Genomic DNA, 15,394 nt, shown 5'->3' with positions numbered 1-15,394 from the left:
GTTCTTATTTGAAGGCGTGGTGAGGATAATGTCAGTATCTATTTGCTTTGTAGTAATTATTTACCTTTTTCTTCTTAGGGTAACTATTGTATCCGGTATTTGTTACCCATTTTCTAGATATTTCGCTGCGAAACATATGCTGGCTCTTATATTGGTCCATGTTTGGTATAGATATGAACTTTCGGTCCTCCTCGAGTAGGTAGGTTACAAACTCCTTTCTTATGTCTGGCCAAGTATTTGAATTTCTCTCGTCACTTCTTAGCCTCAATCTACGAAGGGTGGATACAGTGTCAAAATCCCTGATTGGTGTCACAAGAGCCATGTTAGGAACATAGATGTACCCACCTGTTAGGAACTCATAATGGATATGGCCGCTATGTGTGATTCGTACTCTTTGCGTATCGTAGATGGAGTCGTCAGTTGGGTCGTATGGTTCTATTAACCTGTATTTTATAAGGTCTGACAAGTGTTCGGAAGTGATTGATGAACTGACGCCGCATGAATCAAAATAGCTGAAAATATTTGTGATTGAAAAATATTCCTCTTCTCCATTTGTGGCGCTACCTTGAATGTCAATAAGTAGTCTTAGTATTGAAGGCTTTAATAATGGAGAGGTGATATTTCTTGGTGATATTAGAAAAATATTAAGTATGTACTCACTATGCTCTTGGTTAAAAAGAGTGTATGACCCATAAAGTAATGCTTTTCTTATATTCATTTCTCTTATTGTTAGTTCTTTTCCATTGGCCCAAGTCCTAATTAAGCTCTCTATTGATATGTGTGGTGAGGTTATGATTCTCTCGGCTATTCTTAACCCTCTTCTAATGTCATGGTTTGATAGCCAGCTAACCATCCTAGATACATAGTCTGTGTCTATGAAGATCTTTTCTATACAGGTCACGAAGGCAGTTAGATCAGGAATGGTTAGCTTTATACCTTTTGTTAAAGTTGTGGTGGTTAATATCTTCTTTTCTCCTTCAGAAATGGCTTTGACTTTCTTATGGAGGTAGCTAACCCTCTTTCTAAGTATTTCTTTAGATTGAGGTACTGGTAAATAAAATGCATGAGAGTCAAAGGATTGAAGAGGACCCGATTTTGAAAGCTGCCACACGGTTTTGTCCGTAATTGGACATATGATAAAAGAAGGCGAGTTTTTGTTTATTGATTGGGCGTATTGAAATACTTTTTCTTGGAATGAATTTGAAAAGTGATCGGTGTTATCAAATATTATGCAGGGCATTTTTTTGTGAGAGTTTGCTGCGGTGTTTATTAGCTTTATGGCATAGCTGTGAGGGTCTTTTTCTCTTTGCTTGATTATGTGTTCGCCAAATTTTATCTTAAATGCTTCTTTGTCAGACTTATATAAATGTTGAAGCTCTCCATGTTTCCATCTGTTATATTCATCAAAAAATATCCCTTCTAAATCTTCATATTTAGGGATTTTTTTTCCGAACAATTGAGTTTCAAGAGTGTTGACGAGGTTTTTTGACAACCATTCCTGAAGGCGTCCCTCGTCACCATCTGAGTTGCGTAAGTCAAGCTTTACAAATAAACATTTTTTCTTAAGCGATGGGCCAATTATTATCCTGAAGAAACGGTCTATGAATGTGCTTTTTCCGGAGCCTTTCCCACCAACGATTAAAACAAAGTCACTACTGCTTAGGTCTATAGATGTTTCAATCTTGTTTCTTAGCTCATCTGCGTTCCCGGAGTCAACAAGTTCTATTTTTTGTAGTAAGTTTCGTGCTATTTTTTCCAGCCCAACTTCGGCTTCTTTGCTTTCTTTTGATTCTACAAAGCATTCAGCTAGCATATCTGGATCGTTGTCTCCGGATATATCGCTAAAGAAACGCTTGAATATGAGTTCGATATCTGAAGCTAGCTTTTGTCGATGCATTAGCCGGATGCCTGACTGTAGAGTCGGAGCCTCTAGCTTTTCTGATGAGATTACTCTCAATCCTTCATGTTCTGAAATGTAAGCTTTAAATAATTGATTTCTAATGCCTTCTTTTGAGAATAAATTATAAAAAGTAACAAAGTCATTACTTATGGATGAAAAGTTTGGGAAGACTACCGCTTTGCCATCAAATGGTGGAACTCCATGATCCCTGATCGCCCAGAAGCCTACCCATTGATGCCCGTTTGTTAAGGCTGAAAATGTTACTCCAGTATTTGAACAATACGACTGCGCTTGAGTCATGCCATCTTTGGCAGCCTTGAGCACTGGGCCACTAGCCTTATAAAAGCCCATTGAATTATTTTTGGAATCTAAAATTTTTGAGGAGGAGCGTTTCGCTTCAATGACAAGGCGGTTAGTACCATTATCCTTCAAGACATAATCAGCATATCCAGATTCTAAGGATGGCTCTAAGCTGAAGTCTTTTGTGTCCCATCCAAGGATATCCCTTAATAAGCGATCTATGATTTGAAACCGGATATCTGCTTCAGTTACTGGCTCAGGCATCCCTGCAATCTCTTTTTCTAACTCCTTGAAATTTTCGTAGGCACTATCAACATCCATAGCGTCACCTTCCATTACAACTAGAAAACGCCACGTCACGAAAAAATCTACAGCAAGAGATAAGATTAAAGATGGTCCAATAAAGGCAATCTGTCCAGAAGACTTTTGGGCGTTAAAATTGCGTCTTATTCAGAATAGCTTTTTCGTATTTCCTCATTTCTTACACACTTCTTCCGTAGTTCCTGCGGATTCGCCTCTTACTATGTTTTTCACGGATCAGGAAGAACAACGTAAATAACAGAGGTAGGTGGCAGTATGAAAAGCTCTTCAAAAACAAAAAGCGGTGATGAGTATTACGATGCGCTTAGGCTGGGCGGAAGTGGTTTGGCGGCGCTGTGTTTGAGTGCAGGACTGATTTTGGCCGGTTGCGGAGGCTCTGCGGCGGTGTCCGACGGGGCGGCCAGCGATGACTCGGGAACAGTGGTAGACGAAGGCTCCTCAAGCGGTACGTCGGGCGATGCTGGAGACGCCTTCAGCGTTGATATCACCAATGCAATATTCACCGAAACCAGCGGCGACTGCGCCGATTATGACAACACGCTTGAGGCGTCCGTCACGGATATCCAGCTCGGGCTTGGTTTTGATGCGGCGGTGACTATCAGCAGCGATTCGGACAGTTGCACACTGATCTCCAACTCGATTCCCAATCACGACTTTAACGACGCCACCGCGCATTTCGCCAACAACGTGGCGGAGGTCAGTCAGAGCTTCAATATTCCCAGAAATCCGTCCTCCGCGTCTTCCACCACCTCGCTCAGTCAGCGCTTGGTGAATGGCGTGATGTTGAACGGAGTGATATTAGATCTGTTGTCTGCAGGCTGCTATAACCCTTCCAGTCCCATGGCGGATGCAGACGGCAACACCGCCATTGGGTGTCCAGACACGTCGGACTGGTTGTTGGACCCTCTGGGCACAGATAGCAAATTCGGCGCGGACGCTCATAACGCCCACACTCAGCCAGGCGGCCTGTACCATTATCATGGCAACCCCAACGCCATGTTCGACAGCAATCCCGGACCAAACGGTTCGCCGGTGATCGGTTTCGCGGCGGATGGCTTTCCTATCTACGGCAGCTATTTTCTGGACCCTGACACAGGAACGGTGCGCAAGGCCGTATCCGGCTACACCCTAAAGACGGGTTCCCGGGGAACCAAGAGTACGAGTAACCCGGGCGGCGCCTACGATGGAACCTATATTGACGACTGGGAGTTCACCAACGCCGGCGACCTTGACGCCTGTAACGGCATGACGGTGGACGGTCAGTACGGCTACTACGTGACGGATGCTTATCCCTGGGTGCTGAATTGCTTCCGAGGCGCGCCCGACAGCTCATTCTACAAATAAAGGGAGTTCGGCGATGAGTGGTTTCGGACTCGTATTCGCAACGCTGTTTGTTCTTCTGGGTGTCCCGGCGTGGGCGCACCAGGCTGGCGTCACCGATACCGCGGTTCAGATCGGAGCCAGCAAAGTGAAAGTTGTGTATACCGCGCCTGAGGCGGAACTCGCCGCCGATTCGGTCATCGCTTCCAGGAGCGAAGCGATGACGACCCTGGCTGGCGCAGGTTTTCAATTGCATAACGACGATCGCGCCTGCGCTCTGATCGACGCCCGTTCACAGACCCTGGAGCAAATCGCCTCGCGTCAGTTCGCCATGCTCTACGACTGCGGTAGCGATATCGGCGTCTTAACGGTTCGCTATCTCCTGTTGCAAAACAATGCCGAGCACAAGAATTTCGTGCGTATTGTCCTGGCTGACCGAACCGCCACGGTGGTGTTTGACAGTGAGCGCAGAACCCAGGAAATCCCCGTAGCGCAGTCCTTGCAGGCATGGAGCAAAGAGCTCACGGATGATTTCATGGGGGATATGGGCGGCGCCAGCGGCATGAGCCAGTATTCCGACTATTTTATGTTGGGTCTGGAGCACATCATCTTTGGCTTTGATCATCTTTTGTTTTTGCTGGGCCTGCTATTGCTGCCTTTGGGATGGAAACAGCTGGCTGCGCTGATCACCTCTTTTACGGTCGCGCACTCGATCACGCTGGCGGCCTCCGTGTTGAATTGGGTCAGTCCGCCGATGATGTGGGTGGAGGCGGGCATTGCGTTAAGCATTGTCTACGTGGCCCTGGAGAATCTGTGGGAGCTGCGTGGCGAACCGACGGCGAAAGCCCTGGCTACCCGTTGGAAGCGGCGTTTACTGGTGACGTTCTCGTTCGGATTGATTCACGGCTTCGGCTTTTCGTTCATACTGCGGGAAATCGGGCTCGGCGACCAAATGGCTGGGGCGCTGATGTCATTCAATGTGGGTGTGGAGACGGGGCAGATCGCTATCGTAACGGCGGCGTACGCCCTGATTTATTACGCGATGAAAGATTGGAATCTATTGCGGATGGCGCGGGTTGGATCTTTATTCGTGGCGGCGATGGGCGGTTATTGGCTGGTGGAGCGGTTAGTCGCCTAGAAAGAGCTGTATTGGCGAGACCTGTATTATCTGCCGGGAATGAGGTCCCGCCGCTGGCGGCGTCGTTCAAAATGTCTAATATTTCCACAGACTTGCTTGCATTCGTCCGGAATGGGCTTGATCAGATTTTCTGCGAGTGTTAGAACTTGACCCTGCCCACTAACGGAAAGACTTATCGCCACGCCATAAGCAAGGGATAAACTATGGTTAGCCTCGAATATCTGATGACTTCCCTGATAGTTGTGTTACTCCCTGGAACCGGTGTGTTGTACACCGTCTCCGCTGGTCTGATGGGCGGGCGGCGCGCAGCCATGTTCGCCGCTGTGGGATGCGCCGCAGGCATTATTCCGCATTTGCTGGCCAGCGCCCTGGGTTTGGCGGCGATTCTACACGCCAGCAGTCTGGCCTTTCAGGCTGTTAAATACGCCGGCGTGGCCTATTTAATGTACCTCGCCTGGGTGATGTGGAGGGAATCCGGCGTTATCGCCTTTGACGCCTCGCCGGATGAGAAAAAAGCAACAAGCTTTGCCATCAAAGCCTGCCTGATCAATATTCTTAACCCCAAGCTGTCCATCTTTTTTCTGGCGTTTCTGCCCCAGTTCGTCCCCCATGACGCCGCCTCGCCTGTTTCCCACATGCTGCTGTTAAGCGCTATTTTCATGGGGATGACGCTGGTGGTCTTCACGTTTTATGGCCTGTTCGCCAACGCCGTACGCGACTACATCGCGGGCTCCCCCAAACTGATGCAATGGACCCAGAAAACTTTCGCCGGCGCTTTCGTCGCATTAGGCGTCAAGCTCGCGACAGTGGAGCGTTGAGAGCCTCAACTCACAGGAAGTCGTCAAAAGGAGCGAGCGTGAAAAGCTTATTTAACAAACTGGCCGGATTATTCTCTAACAGAGCGTCTGAGAGTGGCCAGGGTTCTGCGCCGATCACGCAGAATGAAACCCCGCAAGAGCAGTTCTGGCAAAAAGTCTACGATGAACGGTCAGATTACTATGAGAAGCATTTTGGCGCGCTGCCGTCGGAAATTCTAAAGATCGGCCATATGTTCGGCGTCTGGCCCGGTGGCGGTCTGTATATGATTCCCGCCAACAAATTGGGTGAAGGCATGTGGGTATACACGACCTTTGGCTTCACCAATCCAGACATGCCCTCGGGCGTTGCGGCGAATAACGTGGAAGTAGAGACTGATGAGCAAGGACGTGTGGTCAGCAGCGCAGCGACGTTGACCCGAAAAGACGTGGCGGCGTCAAGCGCTGGCGTTCCCGGCTACGGATACGAGATGCTGGTAATCGCCCGGGAAAAAGCGGAGTGGCCGCTTTGGTTTCTGCAATGGACCGCCAATGCGGAGATTCTCAACGACGCGGGCATATTGGAGCGGGTCAGCAAACATGACGGCCTGACGGTGGAGGAAATTCAGGCCGGCGAGTCTGAGTTCATCAATGTCCTGATTGCAAAGGCCCAGCCTCCGCTACCGTCATCAGGAAAGCTCTCCAATGGCAATATGGAAATCCTAATCGCGACTGTCATCACCGAGGAGGAGATGCGCTGGTCCATGGAGCATGGTCGTCCTGCACTGCTGCAAAGATTGATCAAGGCTGGCGTGGGGCAGGTGAGCGATCGTCATCGGGCGAGTGTGGTGTGAGTTCTCTTTTACTCTTGATTGCTCAAATACCAGCATAGATATTCGCTTTACTCTGTATGTAATTCCGGCTGCTCAATCAGGCGTTCATAGAAAAGCGTGTCGGAATCGCGAGAGGCAAGATAGAAATTATTTTTCTCCAGCATTTTGAGCGATGCGGCGTTGTCCCTGGCGACGCCGCAGCTTATTTTAGCGACGCCTTTGTTATTCCTCGCCCAACCAATAATGCCTTCCATGAGTTCTGTTCCCAGCCCTTGCGACCAATATGACTCGCCTAAAATGTAGCCCAGGCGCAACTCGGTGAGCTCCAAAGGGAGAGGGATCGGATGGAGAAACACGAATCCGACGACGTCGGAAGACATAATTTCCTTCACGACAAACACAGGCGATTCGGCTAACCGGTCATCCAGCCATGACTTGGCGTCCTGCCGATTGACGATGCGGCGCCAGTCGTCAGGTGCGAAGCGCGTTGTGTTCGGTGTGACAATCCTCACTATGTCGCGATAAAGATCATCGCCGTCGCCTGTGGAGGTAACGCAGCGGAGGTTGTATACGTAAAGTCTTGGTGTTCTGAATCCACATCGGTACATAGCGGTATAGGGCTCTCTCGCCTGGCGTAAACGGGCAACTTATGATGACGCTCTATCCTAGAGAACGGGAATGGGGTGGAGTAGAGCGGATATAGGCATTAAATCGGCTGATTTTGGGATTGCCGGCGCTGGCGTTCATCACTGCCATTCCCATTTCTGACTACACTAAGTCTGTAGGCTGACGGACGCGGCCTCCTAGGTTTGAGGATTAAACGAGCGCATCTGCAATGTTATTCAAGCGACAACAAGAACAAAGTTTATCGACTCCGTTTAAAGCGCTGTTATCTCTCTTTGCGCTGGGATGCATGGTGTTTGCGTCCAGAGGCGTCCAAGCCAAAACGGCGCAAGAGTGGGTGGAGACGGAGTTCACTCCCTCGACCCTCAGTCGGGAGCAACAACTCAAGGAAATGAAGTGGTTTCATAAAGCCTCCGAGCCGTTTCGGGGGATGACGATTTATGTGGTGTCGGAGCCCATCGATACTCACTGGTACGAAGCCGATACGCTCGCCAAAGCCTTCGAAGATATTACCGGCATTCGCGTCGTGCATGAAATTACGGGCGAAGATGATGTGGTGCGCAAGCTGCTGGCGCAAATCGAGACGCAACACAATATCTACGATGGGTTTATCAGCGATTCTGACTTGATTGGCGGCCATTTCCGCAGCGGCGCTGTGGTGGCGTTGTCGGATTATATGCAGGGGGAAGGTAAAGACGTCACATTGCCGACGCTGGATATAGCGGACTTCTTTGGCCTGTCTTTCACGACCGGGCCTGATGGGAAAGTCTACCAATTGCCTGACCAGCAATTTCCCAGCGTGTATTGGTATCGCCATGACTGGTTCAGCCGCAAGGACTTAAAGGTCCGTTTCCGCAAACTCTATGGCTATGAGCTGGACGTGCCGATGAATTGGTCCGCCTACGAGGACATTGCGGAATTTTTCACCGTGCATGTGCGGGAGCTGGACGGCCATCGTATATGGGGGCACATGGATTACGGCAAAACCGACCCTTCCCTGGGGTGGCGCATTTCCGACGCCTGGCTGGCGATGGCGGGCATGGGCGACAAAGGGCTGCCCAACGGCCTGCCGGTGGACGATTGGGGCATTCGGGTGGAGAACTGTCGCCCGGTCGGCGCCAGCGTGCGTCGCGGCGGCGCGCTGGACAGTCCTGCGGCCATTTATGGCATTCGTAAATTTCTCGACTGGTTCCGGCTGGCGCCGCCAGAGGCCCTCCACGTGACGGATAAGGTGATGGGGGAATGGGTCGGCTCTGGCCTGATCGCGCAGCAAGTATTCTGGTACACTGCCTATCTTGCGCAAATCACCCAACCGGGACTGCCGGTGGTCAACGCCGATGGCACGCCCAAGTGGCGTATTGCGCCATCGCCGTTGGGAGCATATTGGCGGGAGGGGATGAAGTCCGGCTATCAGGACGCCGGGTCCTGGACCTTTCTGAAGAACACGCCGGAAAAGCGCCGCAAAGCAGCCTGGTTATATGCGCAGTTCACGGTGTCCAAGACAGTCTCCCTGAAGAAGACAATGGTGGGACTCACGCCTATTCGGTTATCCGACATCAACTCCCAGGCGATGACGGACCGCGCGCCTTATCTGGGAGGATTGGTGGAATTCTATCGCTCCAACGCCCGTTACTATTGGACTCCGACAGGAACCAACGTGCCCAGTTACCCTAAACTTTCTCCCCTGTGGTGGAAATATATGACCCGCGCGCTCAACGGAACGCAGCCGGTAGAGGACGTCATGCATGACCTGGCGCACGCCATGGATGAAGAACTGGCGGCGATCGGCCGGGAAGAACCCGGTCCCTGCGCGCCCCGCCTCAATCCCCAGTCCTCCAGAGAATACTGGCTCAACCAACCCGGCTCCCCCAAACCCGAGCTTAATGAACGCCCGCCGGGGAAGACCTTGAGTTATGAGGAGGCGTTAAAGGCGTGGCATTGAAAGGGTATCAGTTCTCGAGCTACCTATTACTTTATTTTCTGTTTTTAACTCTGATTAAACCTCACTATATGGCAAAATATGCTTAAGTCTATTTTTAATTTACTTATAAGGTGTATGTTGACGGATGAGCCTGCTTAGTTATAAAAAATCAATAAAGATAAGTGTGGTTGCTATTTCGGTCCTCTCTATTCTTTTCCTGTTACCAGGCATATTGCATGGGAATATTTATAAGTCAGCTTTTTGGGGCGGCATATTATTATCTTGGTGGGGTGTTTACTACTTACTAAAGTCTGATAAGAAGGCATCCTTCTGGGCATCTCTTCTCTTGGTGTTTGTTTTTTGGATTCCTCTATTTTGGCGAACATACGAAAGAGTTAAATTTATTATTGATAATGGAGGAATGGAAAGGGCAGATGGTTATGGTTCGCCTATGGCTTTTTTAATTGGGTTAGTTACTGAGCAATTCTTTTTCATTCCCCTTACGCTGAGTGCAGTGCTGGGAGTGATAGTTGCAGTTGAAGTGGTGAAGTCTAAGGTTGGAAAATAATACACACATATATTAGAGCGATGTCATAATACGTTTAATGCAGGGAACTGGCCGCCTTATTGTTTGTTATTTGATTGAGTTTAATTTAATAACATCCAAAACCGGCCCCAAAGGCAGTGCCAGCAACAGTAGGGCATAGACCGAGAGTGCTGCAATAAACGCGGCGAAGTTCAGCAACTTTTGTTTTAGAGGGGCTTTCTGCATCTGGCTTTCCTCGCGCAGAGGAAAAACTTTCTTATCCAGGTTGAATACAGCATATAAGCCCAGGATGGAGAAGGCCGCCAATACCGACACTGACAGCCACTGCTGAAACAGACTGACGACGACCGCAGTGGTGATGCAGGCCTCGAACAGCATGAGTCCGGCGGAGTGGAAAAAGCGATATCTGGCGAAACTCTTGTGGCAGTTGTTGCAATACAGCGGCGCGCCGATCACGCCGGAGTGTTTGTCCCATATTTCCAGGCTGTTTTCGCCACAGCTGGGGCAGTCGGCATATTTAAGCATCTGGTTTGACTTCTTGGTTGGCGAAGTGTGCGATGCGCCGCATCATTTAGGATTTGTCTTAAGAATGCAAAAAATCCAGATGTGCGTACTCCACGGAGCAGTTCTCGGCTTGATGCTCTGTTCTTTACGCAGCTAGAATCCTTCCCCTGAATTCACTCATCAAGGGTTTATGGATATGCAGCAGTCCTCGTCCGCCGCAACCAACGACGGTCATCGCACACATGAAGCACACGCCAAGAAAGAGGGGAGCGGCATCAAGGAGTCCAGTTTCTGGATCAGCCAGATATTCATGATTTTGGCGACGGTGCTTGGCGTATATCTGGCGGCGCAGGAAGGATTGAACCAGGCGATTATTTTTGACGACCTGACTTCCCGGCAAAATAACTATTATTTGCGCAACTCCCTGGCCAGCGAGCTGCAAAGCAACCTGATCCAGGCCAGGGATTATGCAGAGTTCGTTAAATCACCTCCCAGTCGCAGCGCCATCAAGATGTTTCCGCTGAAACTGGATTTATTCGTTTGGGAAAGCATGCGTTATTCTCCCTCGGCGCTGGAGACGCCCAGCCAGTTTATTCTGGAGATTCAACGCTATTATCGGGAAATAGAAGACATTCGCGGCAAGATCGAGAGCAGCGCCTACGCCCCTCACTACGGCGCAGAAGAAATGAAAAAACGTACGGAGCGAATGGAAAAAGAGGTGCTGCCCAAGTTGCTCGCCAATATAGATACGTTGAGACGTTATTTAAAAGAACATAATGTGCCAGTGGACTAGCTCTTTGCTGTCGCGTTGCGGGCGTTATTTATGCCGGGTCTCCGACATCACCCAAAGGGAAATGCCGTTGCTGACGCTTCTGCAGAAAGCCAGCACCGGCTTTTCACAATGCTCCATGATATCGATAAATGAGCTGATTTGAGTTTGTTCGTCCGTATTTCTATGCGAGGGAACGCTGTGATAAGACAGTCCGAGGGCGTCAGCCCCGCGGCGTAAAGATTCTGATTCCGCCTCCCGGTCGGGCTCGTTATTGACGATTGAGCGCACGCCCAGTTGGGCTGCGGCCTCCAGCTCGTCGCTCGACAGGCTGGAGGTGACGTAAAAATCAATTGCTAATCTGGTAATCGACACTGTTTATCGCCTTCTAATCGTAATAGACGCCAATCCCTGATATAGGACTCTTTGTGGGGTTCTGCGCAAAGCATCTGGTTTGGCCAGCGCTTACGCAGACCCTTTAGTTGTTGTTCTTCTTCACCTTAATTCTCTGCGCTTTAACGGATTGCGCACCGGTCAAGTCGCCTTCAATTTCCACAAACGCGCCCACCTTGAGTCCGTTTTGCGAACCGGAGGCGTCTGTAATGTCCACGGCGACACCGAGAATGGTCAGCACTTCGCCGGAGACGGCCGTTACAGGACCTTCCACAGTGACAGAATCGTCCGCACGCAGACGTTCAATGCGGGACGCGGTCAATGGCGTTGTTCCGCTCGCCGCCCTAATGGACAGTCTGTCGCCGTTGCGAATGTCATCCAGACCGAAGTAGAGCTGGTGTGCTTCGCTACGGTCATCGAAGGCGGTCAGTTCATTGATGCTGAACGTAACGCCGAGGACGACGACCTGTTTGTCGGTTTCGCTGACGGAATCCACTGCGGCTTCGACATGAATGTCATTGGCTTTCTTGAAGGTAATCGTTTGCGCCTGTAGTACGCCGTCCGCATCAATCGGCCCTTCCGCTTCAATACGGACACCGTCCGCCAAATCCTGCTTCTGGCCTCTTTTGAATTTGGCGTCGGCGGCGTTGACGGGCTGACCGCTCAGGTTGAAGTTTTGCTGCGACGCAAAGTCAGTGATGATGCCTTCATACTCCAGTCTGACGCCGCTTGCGGACATATCGGCGCGGGCTTTCATTTTGACCTTGGCGGCAATGACGCCGCTGTCTTCAAAGAAGCGCCCATTGACTCTCACGTATTGGCCAGCTTCCGGTTGTCCGTTGGAGAAGCCCTGCAGATCCGCCATGCTGTAATCCACGCTCAAATCGCCTATGACGAACGTGCGGTTCGGCGTATCCACGCTGCTGATGACGGCGTTCACCGCTACCTGCTCGCCATCGCTGTGGGCGTCCGCGACTTTCTCTATGCGGGTGGCTACGACCCCCGTTGCGTTGGTTAAACCACTGATCGCCACTACCTGGCCAATCGCGAGGTCGCTGAAGCTGAGGTTTTCAAATACAGCGCTGTCGGGAATTATTGCCGTTTGCCCCAGTACTTTAATCTCGGCGTTATAGTCGTCAACGTAACTCACCACGGAGATCGGGCCGAATAAGGTTTGCTCAAAACTGACGCGATGAGCGTCGCCAGTGGCTTCGTCAGCATCCAACGCGCCCTCGACAAGCACTACCATACCCACTTTGAGTGCGCTTTCTGAATAGCCGCTGACGCTATCGATGACGATGTCCGCTGAATCAGTCTCGTACTCCACACCATTGACGAATACGCTGCCGAAGCCGCTGACTTCGCCCCGTGCAGCCACTGGCGCGCCAGTGCCTTCGATGCCGCCGTCAGAGGACGCGCCGCCGGAGCAGGCTGAGAGCAGGCTGGTCGTCAATACCAGCGCCGTCAGGGCGTATATGAATCTGCTCATGGCTGCTCCTCGCGAGTTAAGGACTGCTCGAAATAGTATACGCCTATTCCTGCGCGAAATTTCCCGCTGCCCTGGAGCTTGGCATTGACGCCTCTGTCGTACCCGGATAACCACCGGTTTATGCGTTGCAAAATTTCTTCCACCTCTTCTTTACTGCGTCCGCGTATCGCTTCCAGACACTCCATGGGAATATCGTTGTACGCCACGGTGCGTTGGACGCGCGCTTCAGTGCGGTCCGTCTCCAGATTGTGATCTATGGTGCGAAGCAGGTCCGCGACCGCAGTACTCATAATCCTTAGTTTCTCTTTTAAGTCAGTTTGCGGCACATAGCCTTCCACTTTCAGCGCAACCCGTTTGCCCGCCGCTTCTCCCTGACCGCTGATCTCCACGGAATCCAGCCTGATCAGTTCGTCCAGGACCGCGCGAACCGGCACATCGCCGCCGTATAGGCGTACTAACTCGCTGAAACTGTTGTCACCCTCATCCAGGGGGAGGGGGAGTGGCGCGCCATGCTCGTCCTGAAAGCGGATGTCTCTGATCCAGCCGTTGACGACCCTGGAGCTTCTGTTGGCGCTTTGCGCCTCGCCGGTTTCAATGGGATTGGGCAGCTTCTCCAGTCTGGCGATTTCTTTGCGGTTTATGCCGGTCAATACGGACACTCTGGAGAGGCTCTGCTTGCGGTTAGGGAGGGAAAATTCCTCTGTGGCGGCGTCTATATAGGCGCGCTTCGCGATCTCGGCGAATTCGTTGTACGACATGCCGCGCCGCAACAGCAGCGCAGCCAGGGGTCGCAGTAATTTGTAAATGGCGGCGTATAGCGCCTGACTTAATGCCTGGTTCATGATTTGGGATATTATCGCCAAACTGTTAGTAAAAATGTGAACTGGTTCACAAAACGATATCTGTGTTTGGGCTTATTATCCCAAAAGAACACAACCAACCCATAGGAGTAGATGTCATGAATCGTTGGATTGCCATAGCGTTCACGTTGCTAATCGCCTCATGCGGCGGCGGAGGCGGCGGCTCCGGCAGCGATGACAATTCCGCTGCGGACGCCAAGGTGGGCTTGATCCTCACGGACGCACCCAGCGGCGATTATACAAGAGCCATGATTACTTTCACGAAAGTCGAGCTGGTAGGCGAGCAGGGCAAGGTGACCCTGTTCAGCGGCGAAGAGACTTTCGACTTATTGAGTCTTCCCGACTTTTACGAATTTCTGGACACCACCGACGTGCCTGCTGGCCAATACAGCTCTTTGCGCATTACCACGTCAGACGTGAATCTGTATGAAGACGATGGCGCGGGCGGTGAAACCGAAGTGCCTTCCAAGCTGCCTTCCAAAGTTATAAAAGTGGTTAACCAGGGCGGCTTCACCGTCACGCCTGGCGCTGTTCTGTTCATTGAAATCGATTTTGATATGAACAAAGCCCTCAAGTTCACAACCACAGGCCAGGGCAAAGTGATTATTCGCCCTGTCGTGTTCGCCAACATCCGCTCCGAGATCCCCAGCAACAAGTTCGTGCGGGTTCACGGCGACATTGAGAGCGTGGGCGACAACGCCTTCAGTCTGTGCCGTACTCAGTTCGTTACGGACACAAACTCCACCCCAGCCGCCAGTTCCGAGGAGTGCATGCGCGTGAGGATGGACGAGGACACCGGTATCTTCGCCAGCAACGGTCTTCCTGCTGATGCGTCCTCCCTGGTTGAAGGCGATGAGGTGACGGTCATTGGCCGCCTGGTTCGGACCGTCACCACGTCGCCCGATATTGACGACGCGAACCTTCCGGAAGAAGGCTACTGCATTGTCTGGTATCTGGATCGTAGCGTAGAAGAGCAGCCCGCTGCGCAGCTGTGCTCAACAGTTGCCGCCGTGCCTGAGGGAGCGGTTCTGGTTAACAGCCAAGGCGTCGTCGACGCTCATATCTTCGCTATCAATGCGTTGACCATCGAAGAAGGCCCGTTGACTGCATTCAGACGCTACTCCGGTGAAGCGGCGTCCACTGTAGACGTGGATACCAGTCGCTTTGACGTCGCTCTGGATGAAGGGCAGGGCATCGCCACGGACAGCCCCATCGCCGTGCAATTGTTCCCGAAAACCCGCGTATTCAACGATGCGGGAACCGAATTGTCTCAGGCGGATATCCAAGTGGGTCTGAACGCTTTGATTGATGCGGTATTGGTGCTGCCGACCGGAGAGGATAATTACCTGCGTTCGCCTTTCCTGGTGCTGAGCGAGAACGACGAAGAAGCAGGCGTCAGCGGAGAGCTGCTGTCAGTGGATGGCGATAACCTCCGCCTGACAGTAAGCGGCGACGCTGGCGATCAGTGTGTTGACGCCGCCGGCGCCAATATCTATCTGGTCGTCACCTCTGGTGATGAGACCACCAATATGTCCGCTGCATTTAGCGACCTGGCGGCGGGGGACACGTTGAATATCTTCGGAGAAGAAGATATTGCGGACGGTTGCTTCAACGCAGAGACAATTTTTATCTATTAAGGATAAATGATTGTTCAAAGGGCGCTGACGTCAGCGTCCCGTTT

Annotated in this window: 14 protein-coding genes; 8 read left to right on the top strand and 6 right to left on the bottom strand. The window is 51.3% G+C overall.

Annotation, left to right across the window (positions count from 1 at the left end):
* Positions 1–31: 31 nt before the first annotated feature.
* A complete protein-coding gene (locus O5O45_RS14245) occupies positions 32–2,521 on the bottom strand; it encodes a hypothetical protein (RefSeq protein ID WP_305905874.1) in 2,490 nt (829 codons plus the stop codon).
* 255 nt (positions 2,522–2,776) lie between these two features.
* Between O5O45_RS14245 and O5O45_RS14240 the strand changes: the two genes are divergently transcribed.
* From O5O45_RS14240 to O5O45_RS14225, 4 genes are all read left to right on the top strand, one after another.
* Positions 2,777–3,865 carry a YHYH protein gene (locus O5O45_RS14240; RefSeq protein WP_305905873.1) on the top strand — a complete coding sequence of 363 codons (1,089 nt, stop codon included), beginning with the start codon at positions 2,777–2,779 and terminating at the stop codon, positions 3,863–3,865.
* Positions 3,866–3,878: 13 nt separating this feature from the next.
* Positions 3,879–4,979 (top strand): HupE/UreJ family protein, encoded by a 1,101-nt coding sequence (locus tag O5O45_RS14235; protein ID WP_305905872.1) that lies wholly within the window; start codon positions 3,879–3,881, stop codon positions 4,977–4,979.
* Between the two features lie 203 nt (positions 4,980–5,182).
* Positions 5,183–5,797, top strand: a complete 615-nt coding sequence (locus tag O5O45_RS14230; protein ID WP_305905871.1) for a LysE family translocator — start codon at positions 5,183–5,185, stop codon at positions 5,795–5,797.
* Between the two features lie 38 nt (positions 5,798–5,835).
* Complete coding sequence (locus tag O5O45_RS14225) at positions 5,836–6,627, top strand: suppressor of fused domain protein (protein ID WP_305905870.1); 792 nt, start codon at positions 5,836–5,838, stop codon at positions 6,625–6,627.
* 47 nt (positions 6,628–6,674) lie between these two features.
* On the opposite strand, the gene O5O45_RS14220 is transcribed toward O5O45_RS14225, so the two are convergent.
* Positions 6,675–7,118 (bottom strand): GNAT family N-acetyltransferase, encoded by a 444-nt coding sequence (locus O5O45_RS14220; protein WP_305905869.1) that lies wholly within the window; start codon positions 7,116–7,118, stop codon positions 6,675–6,677.
* Positions 7,119–7,441: 323 nt separating this feature from the next.
* Between O5O45_RS14220 and O5O45_RS14215 the strand changes: the two genes are divergently transcribed.
* Together O5O45_RS14215 and O5O45_RS14210 are read left to right on the top strand one after the other, a co-directional pair.
* On the top strand, positions 7,442–9,172 hold the full coding sequence (locus tag O5O45_RS14215) for an ABC transporter substrate-binding protein (protein WP_305905868.1): 1,731 nt from the start codon (positions 7,442–7,444) through the stop codon (positions 9,170–9,172).
* A gap of 124 nt (positions 9,173–9,296) precedes the next feature.
* The gene (locus O5O45_RS14210) at positions 9,297–9,719 is read left to right on the top strand and encodes a hypothetical protein (protein WP_305905867.1); all 423 of its coding nucleotides are present in this window, start codon (positions 9,297–9,299) and stop codon (positions 9,717–9,719) included.
* A gap of 66 nt (positions 9,720–9,785) precedes the next feature.
* On the opposite strand, the gene O5O45_RS14205 is transcribed toward O5O45_RS14210, so the two are convergent.
* On the bottom strand, positions 9,786–10,223 hold the full coding sequence (locus O5O45_RS14205) for a hypothetical protein (RefSeq protein ID WP_305905866.1): 438 nt from the start codon (positions 10,221–10,223) through the stop codon (positions 9,786–9,788).
* A 175-nt stretch (positions 10,224–10,398) separates the two neighbouring features.
* Here O5O45_RS14205 and O5O45_RS14200 point away from each other — a divergent pair, with 175 nt between their 5' ends.
* Complete coding sequence (locus tag O5O45_RS14200; protein ID WP_305905865.1) at positions 10,399–10,995, top strand: hypothetical protein; 597 nt, start codon at positions 10,399–10,401, stop codon at positions 10,993–10,995.
* A 24-nt stretch (positions 10,996–11,019) separates the two neighbouring features.
* Here the strand turns inward: O5O45_RS14200 and O5O45_RS14195 are convergent, their stop codons facing one another.
* From O5O45_RS14195 to O5O45_RS14185, 3 genes are all read right to left on the bottom strand, one after another.
* Positions 11,020–11,346 (bottom strand): beta-lactamase hydrolase domain-containing protein, encoded by a 327-nt coding sequence (locus O5O45_RS14195; protein WP_305905864.1) that lies wholly within the window; start codon positions 11,344–11,346, stop codon positions 11,020–11,022.
* A 103-nt stretch (positions 11,347–11,449) separates the two neighbouring features.
* Complete coding sequence (locus tag O5O45_RS14190; RefSeq protein ID WP_305905863.1) at positions 11,450–12,853, bottom strand: DUF5666 domain-containing protein; 1,404 nt, start codon at positions 12,851–12,853, stop codon at positions 11,450–11,452.
* Entirely contained in the window at positions 12,850–13,695 is an 846-nt protein-coding gene (locus O5O45_RS14185; RefSeq protein ID WP_305905862.1) for a DUF6502 family protein, read from the bottom strand. Before O5O45_RS14185 ends, O5O45_RS14190 begins: the two co-directional genes overlap by 4 nt.
* Positions 13,696–13,811: 116 nt before the next feature.
* Here O5O45_RS14185 and O5O45_RS14180 point away from each other — a divergent pair, with 116 nt between their 5' ends.
* A complete protein-coding gene (locus tag O5O45_RS14180; RefSeq protein WP_305905861.1) occupies positions 13,812–15,350 on the top strand; it encodes a DUF4382 domain-containing protein in 1,539 nt (512 codons plus the stop codon).
* Positions 15,351–15,394 lie beyond the last annotated feature (44 nt).

Source organism: Hahella sp. HNIBRBA332 (assembly GCF_030719035.1).
Classification (GTDB): domain Bacteria; phylum Pseudomonadota; class Gammaproteobacteria; order Pseudomonadales; family Oleiphilaceae; genus Hahella.
This window is presented reverse-complemented; position numbering and strand designations above follow the sequence as displayed.

Excerpts from the sequence above, each read along its gene's own strand:
- O5O45_RS14245 (WP_305905874.1), bottom strand. The coding sequence starts at position 2,521 with ATGGATGTTGATAGTGCCTACGAAAATTTCAAGGAGTTAGAAAAAGAG.
- O5O45_RS14240 (WP_305905873.1), top strand. The coding sequence starts at position 2,777 with ATGAAAAGCTCTTCAAAAACAAAAAGCGGTGATGAGTATTACGATGCG.
- O5O45_RS14235 (WP_305905872.1), top strand. The coding sequence starts at position 3,879 with ATGAGTGGTTTCGGACTCGTATTCGCAACGCTGTTTGTTCTTCTGGGT.
- O5O45_RS14230 (WP_305905871.1), top strand. The coding sequence starts at position 5,183 with ATGGTTAGCCTCGAATATCTGATGACTTCCCTGATAGTTGTGTTACTC.
- O5O45_RS14215 (WP_305905868.1), top strand. The coding sequence starts at position 7,442 with ATGTTATTCAAGCGACAACAAGAACAAAGTTTATCGACTCCGTTTAAA.
- O5O45_RS14210 (WP_305905867.1), top strand. The coding sequence starts at position 9,297 with ATGAGCCTGCTTAGTTATAAAAAATCAATAAAGATAAGTGTGGTTGCT.
- O5O45_RS14205 (WP_305905866.1), bottom strand. The coding sequence starts at position 10,223 with ATGCTTAAATATGCCGACTGCCCCAGCTGTGGCGAAAACAGCCTGGAA.
- O5O45_RS14200 (WP_305905865.1), top strand. The coding sequence starts at position 10,399 with ATGCAGCAGTCCTCGTCCGCCGCAACCAACGACGGTCATCGCACACAT.
- O5O45_RS14190 (WP_305905863.1), bottom strand. The coding sequence starts at position 12,853 with ATGAGCAGATTCATATACGCCCTGACGGCGCTGGTATTGACGACCAGC.
- O5O45_RS14185 (WP_305905862.1), bottom strand. The coding sequence starts at position 13,695 with ATGAACCAGGCATTAAGTCAGGCGCTATACGCCGCCATTTACAAATTA.
- O5O45_RS14180 (WP_305905861.1), top strand. The coding sequence starts at position 13,812 with ATGAATCGTTGGATTGCCATAGCGTTCACGTTGCTAATCGCCTCATGC.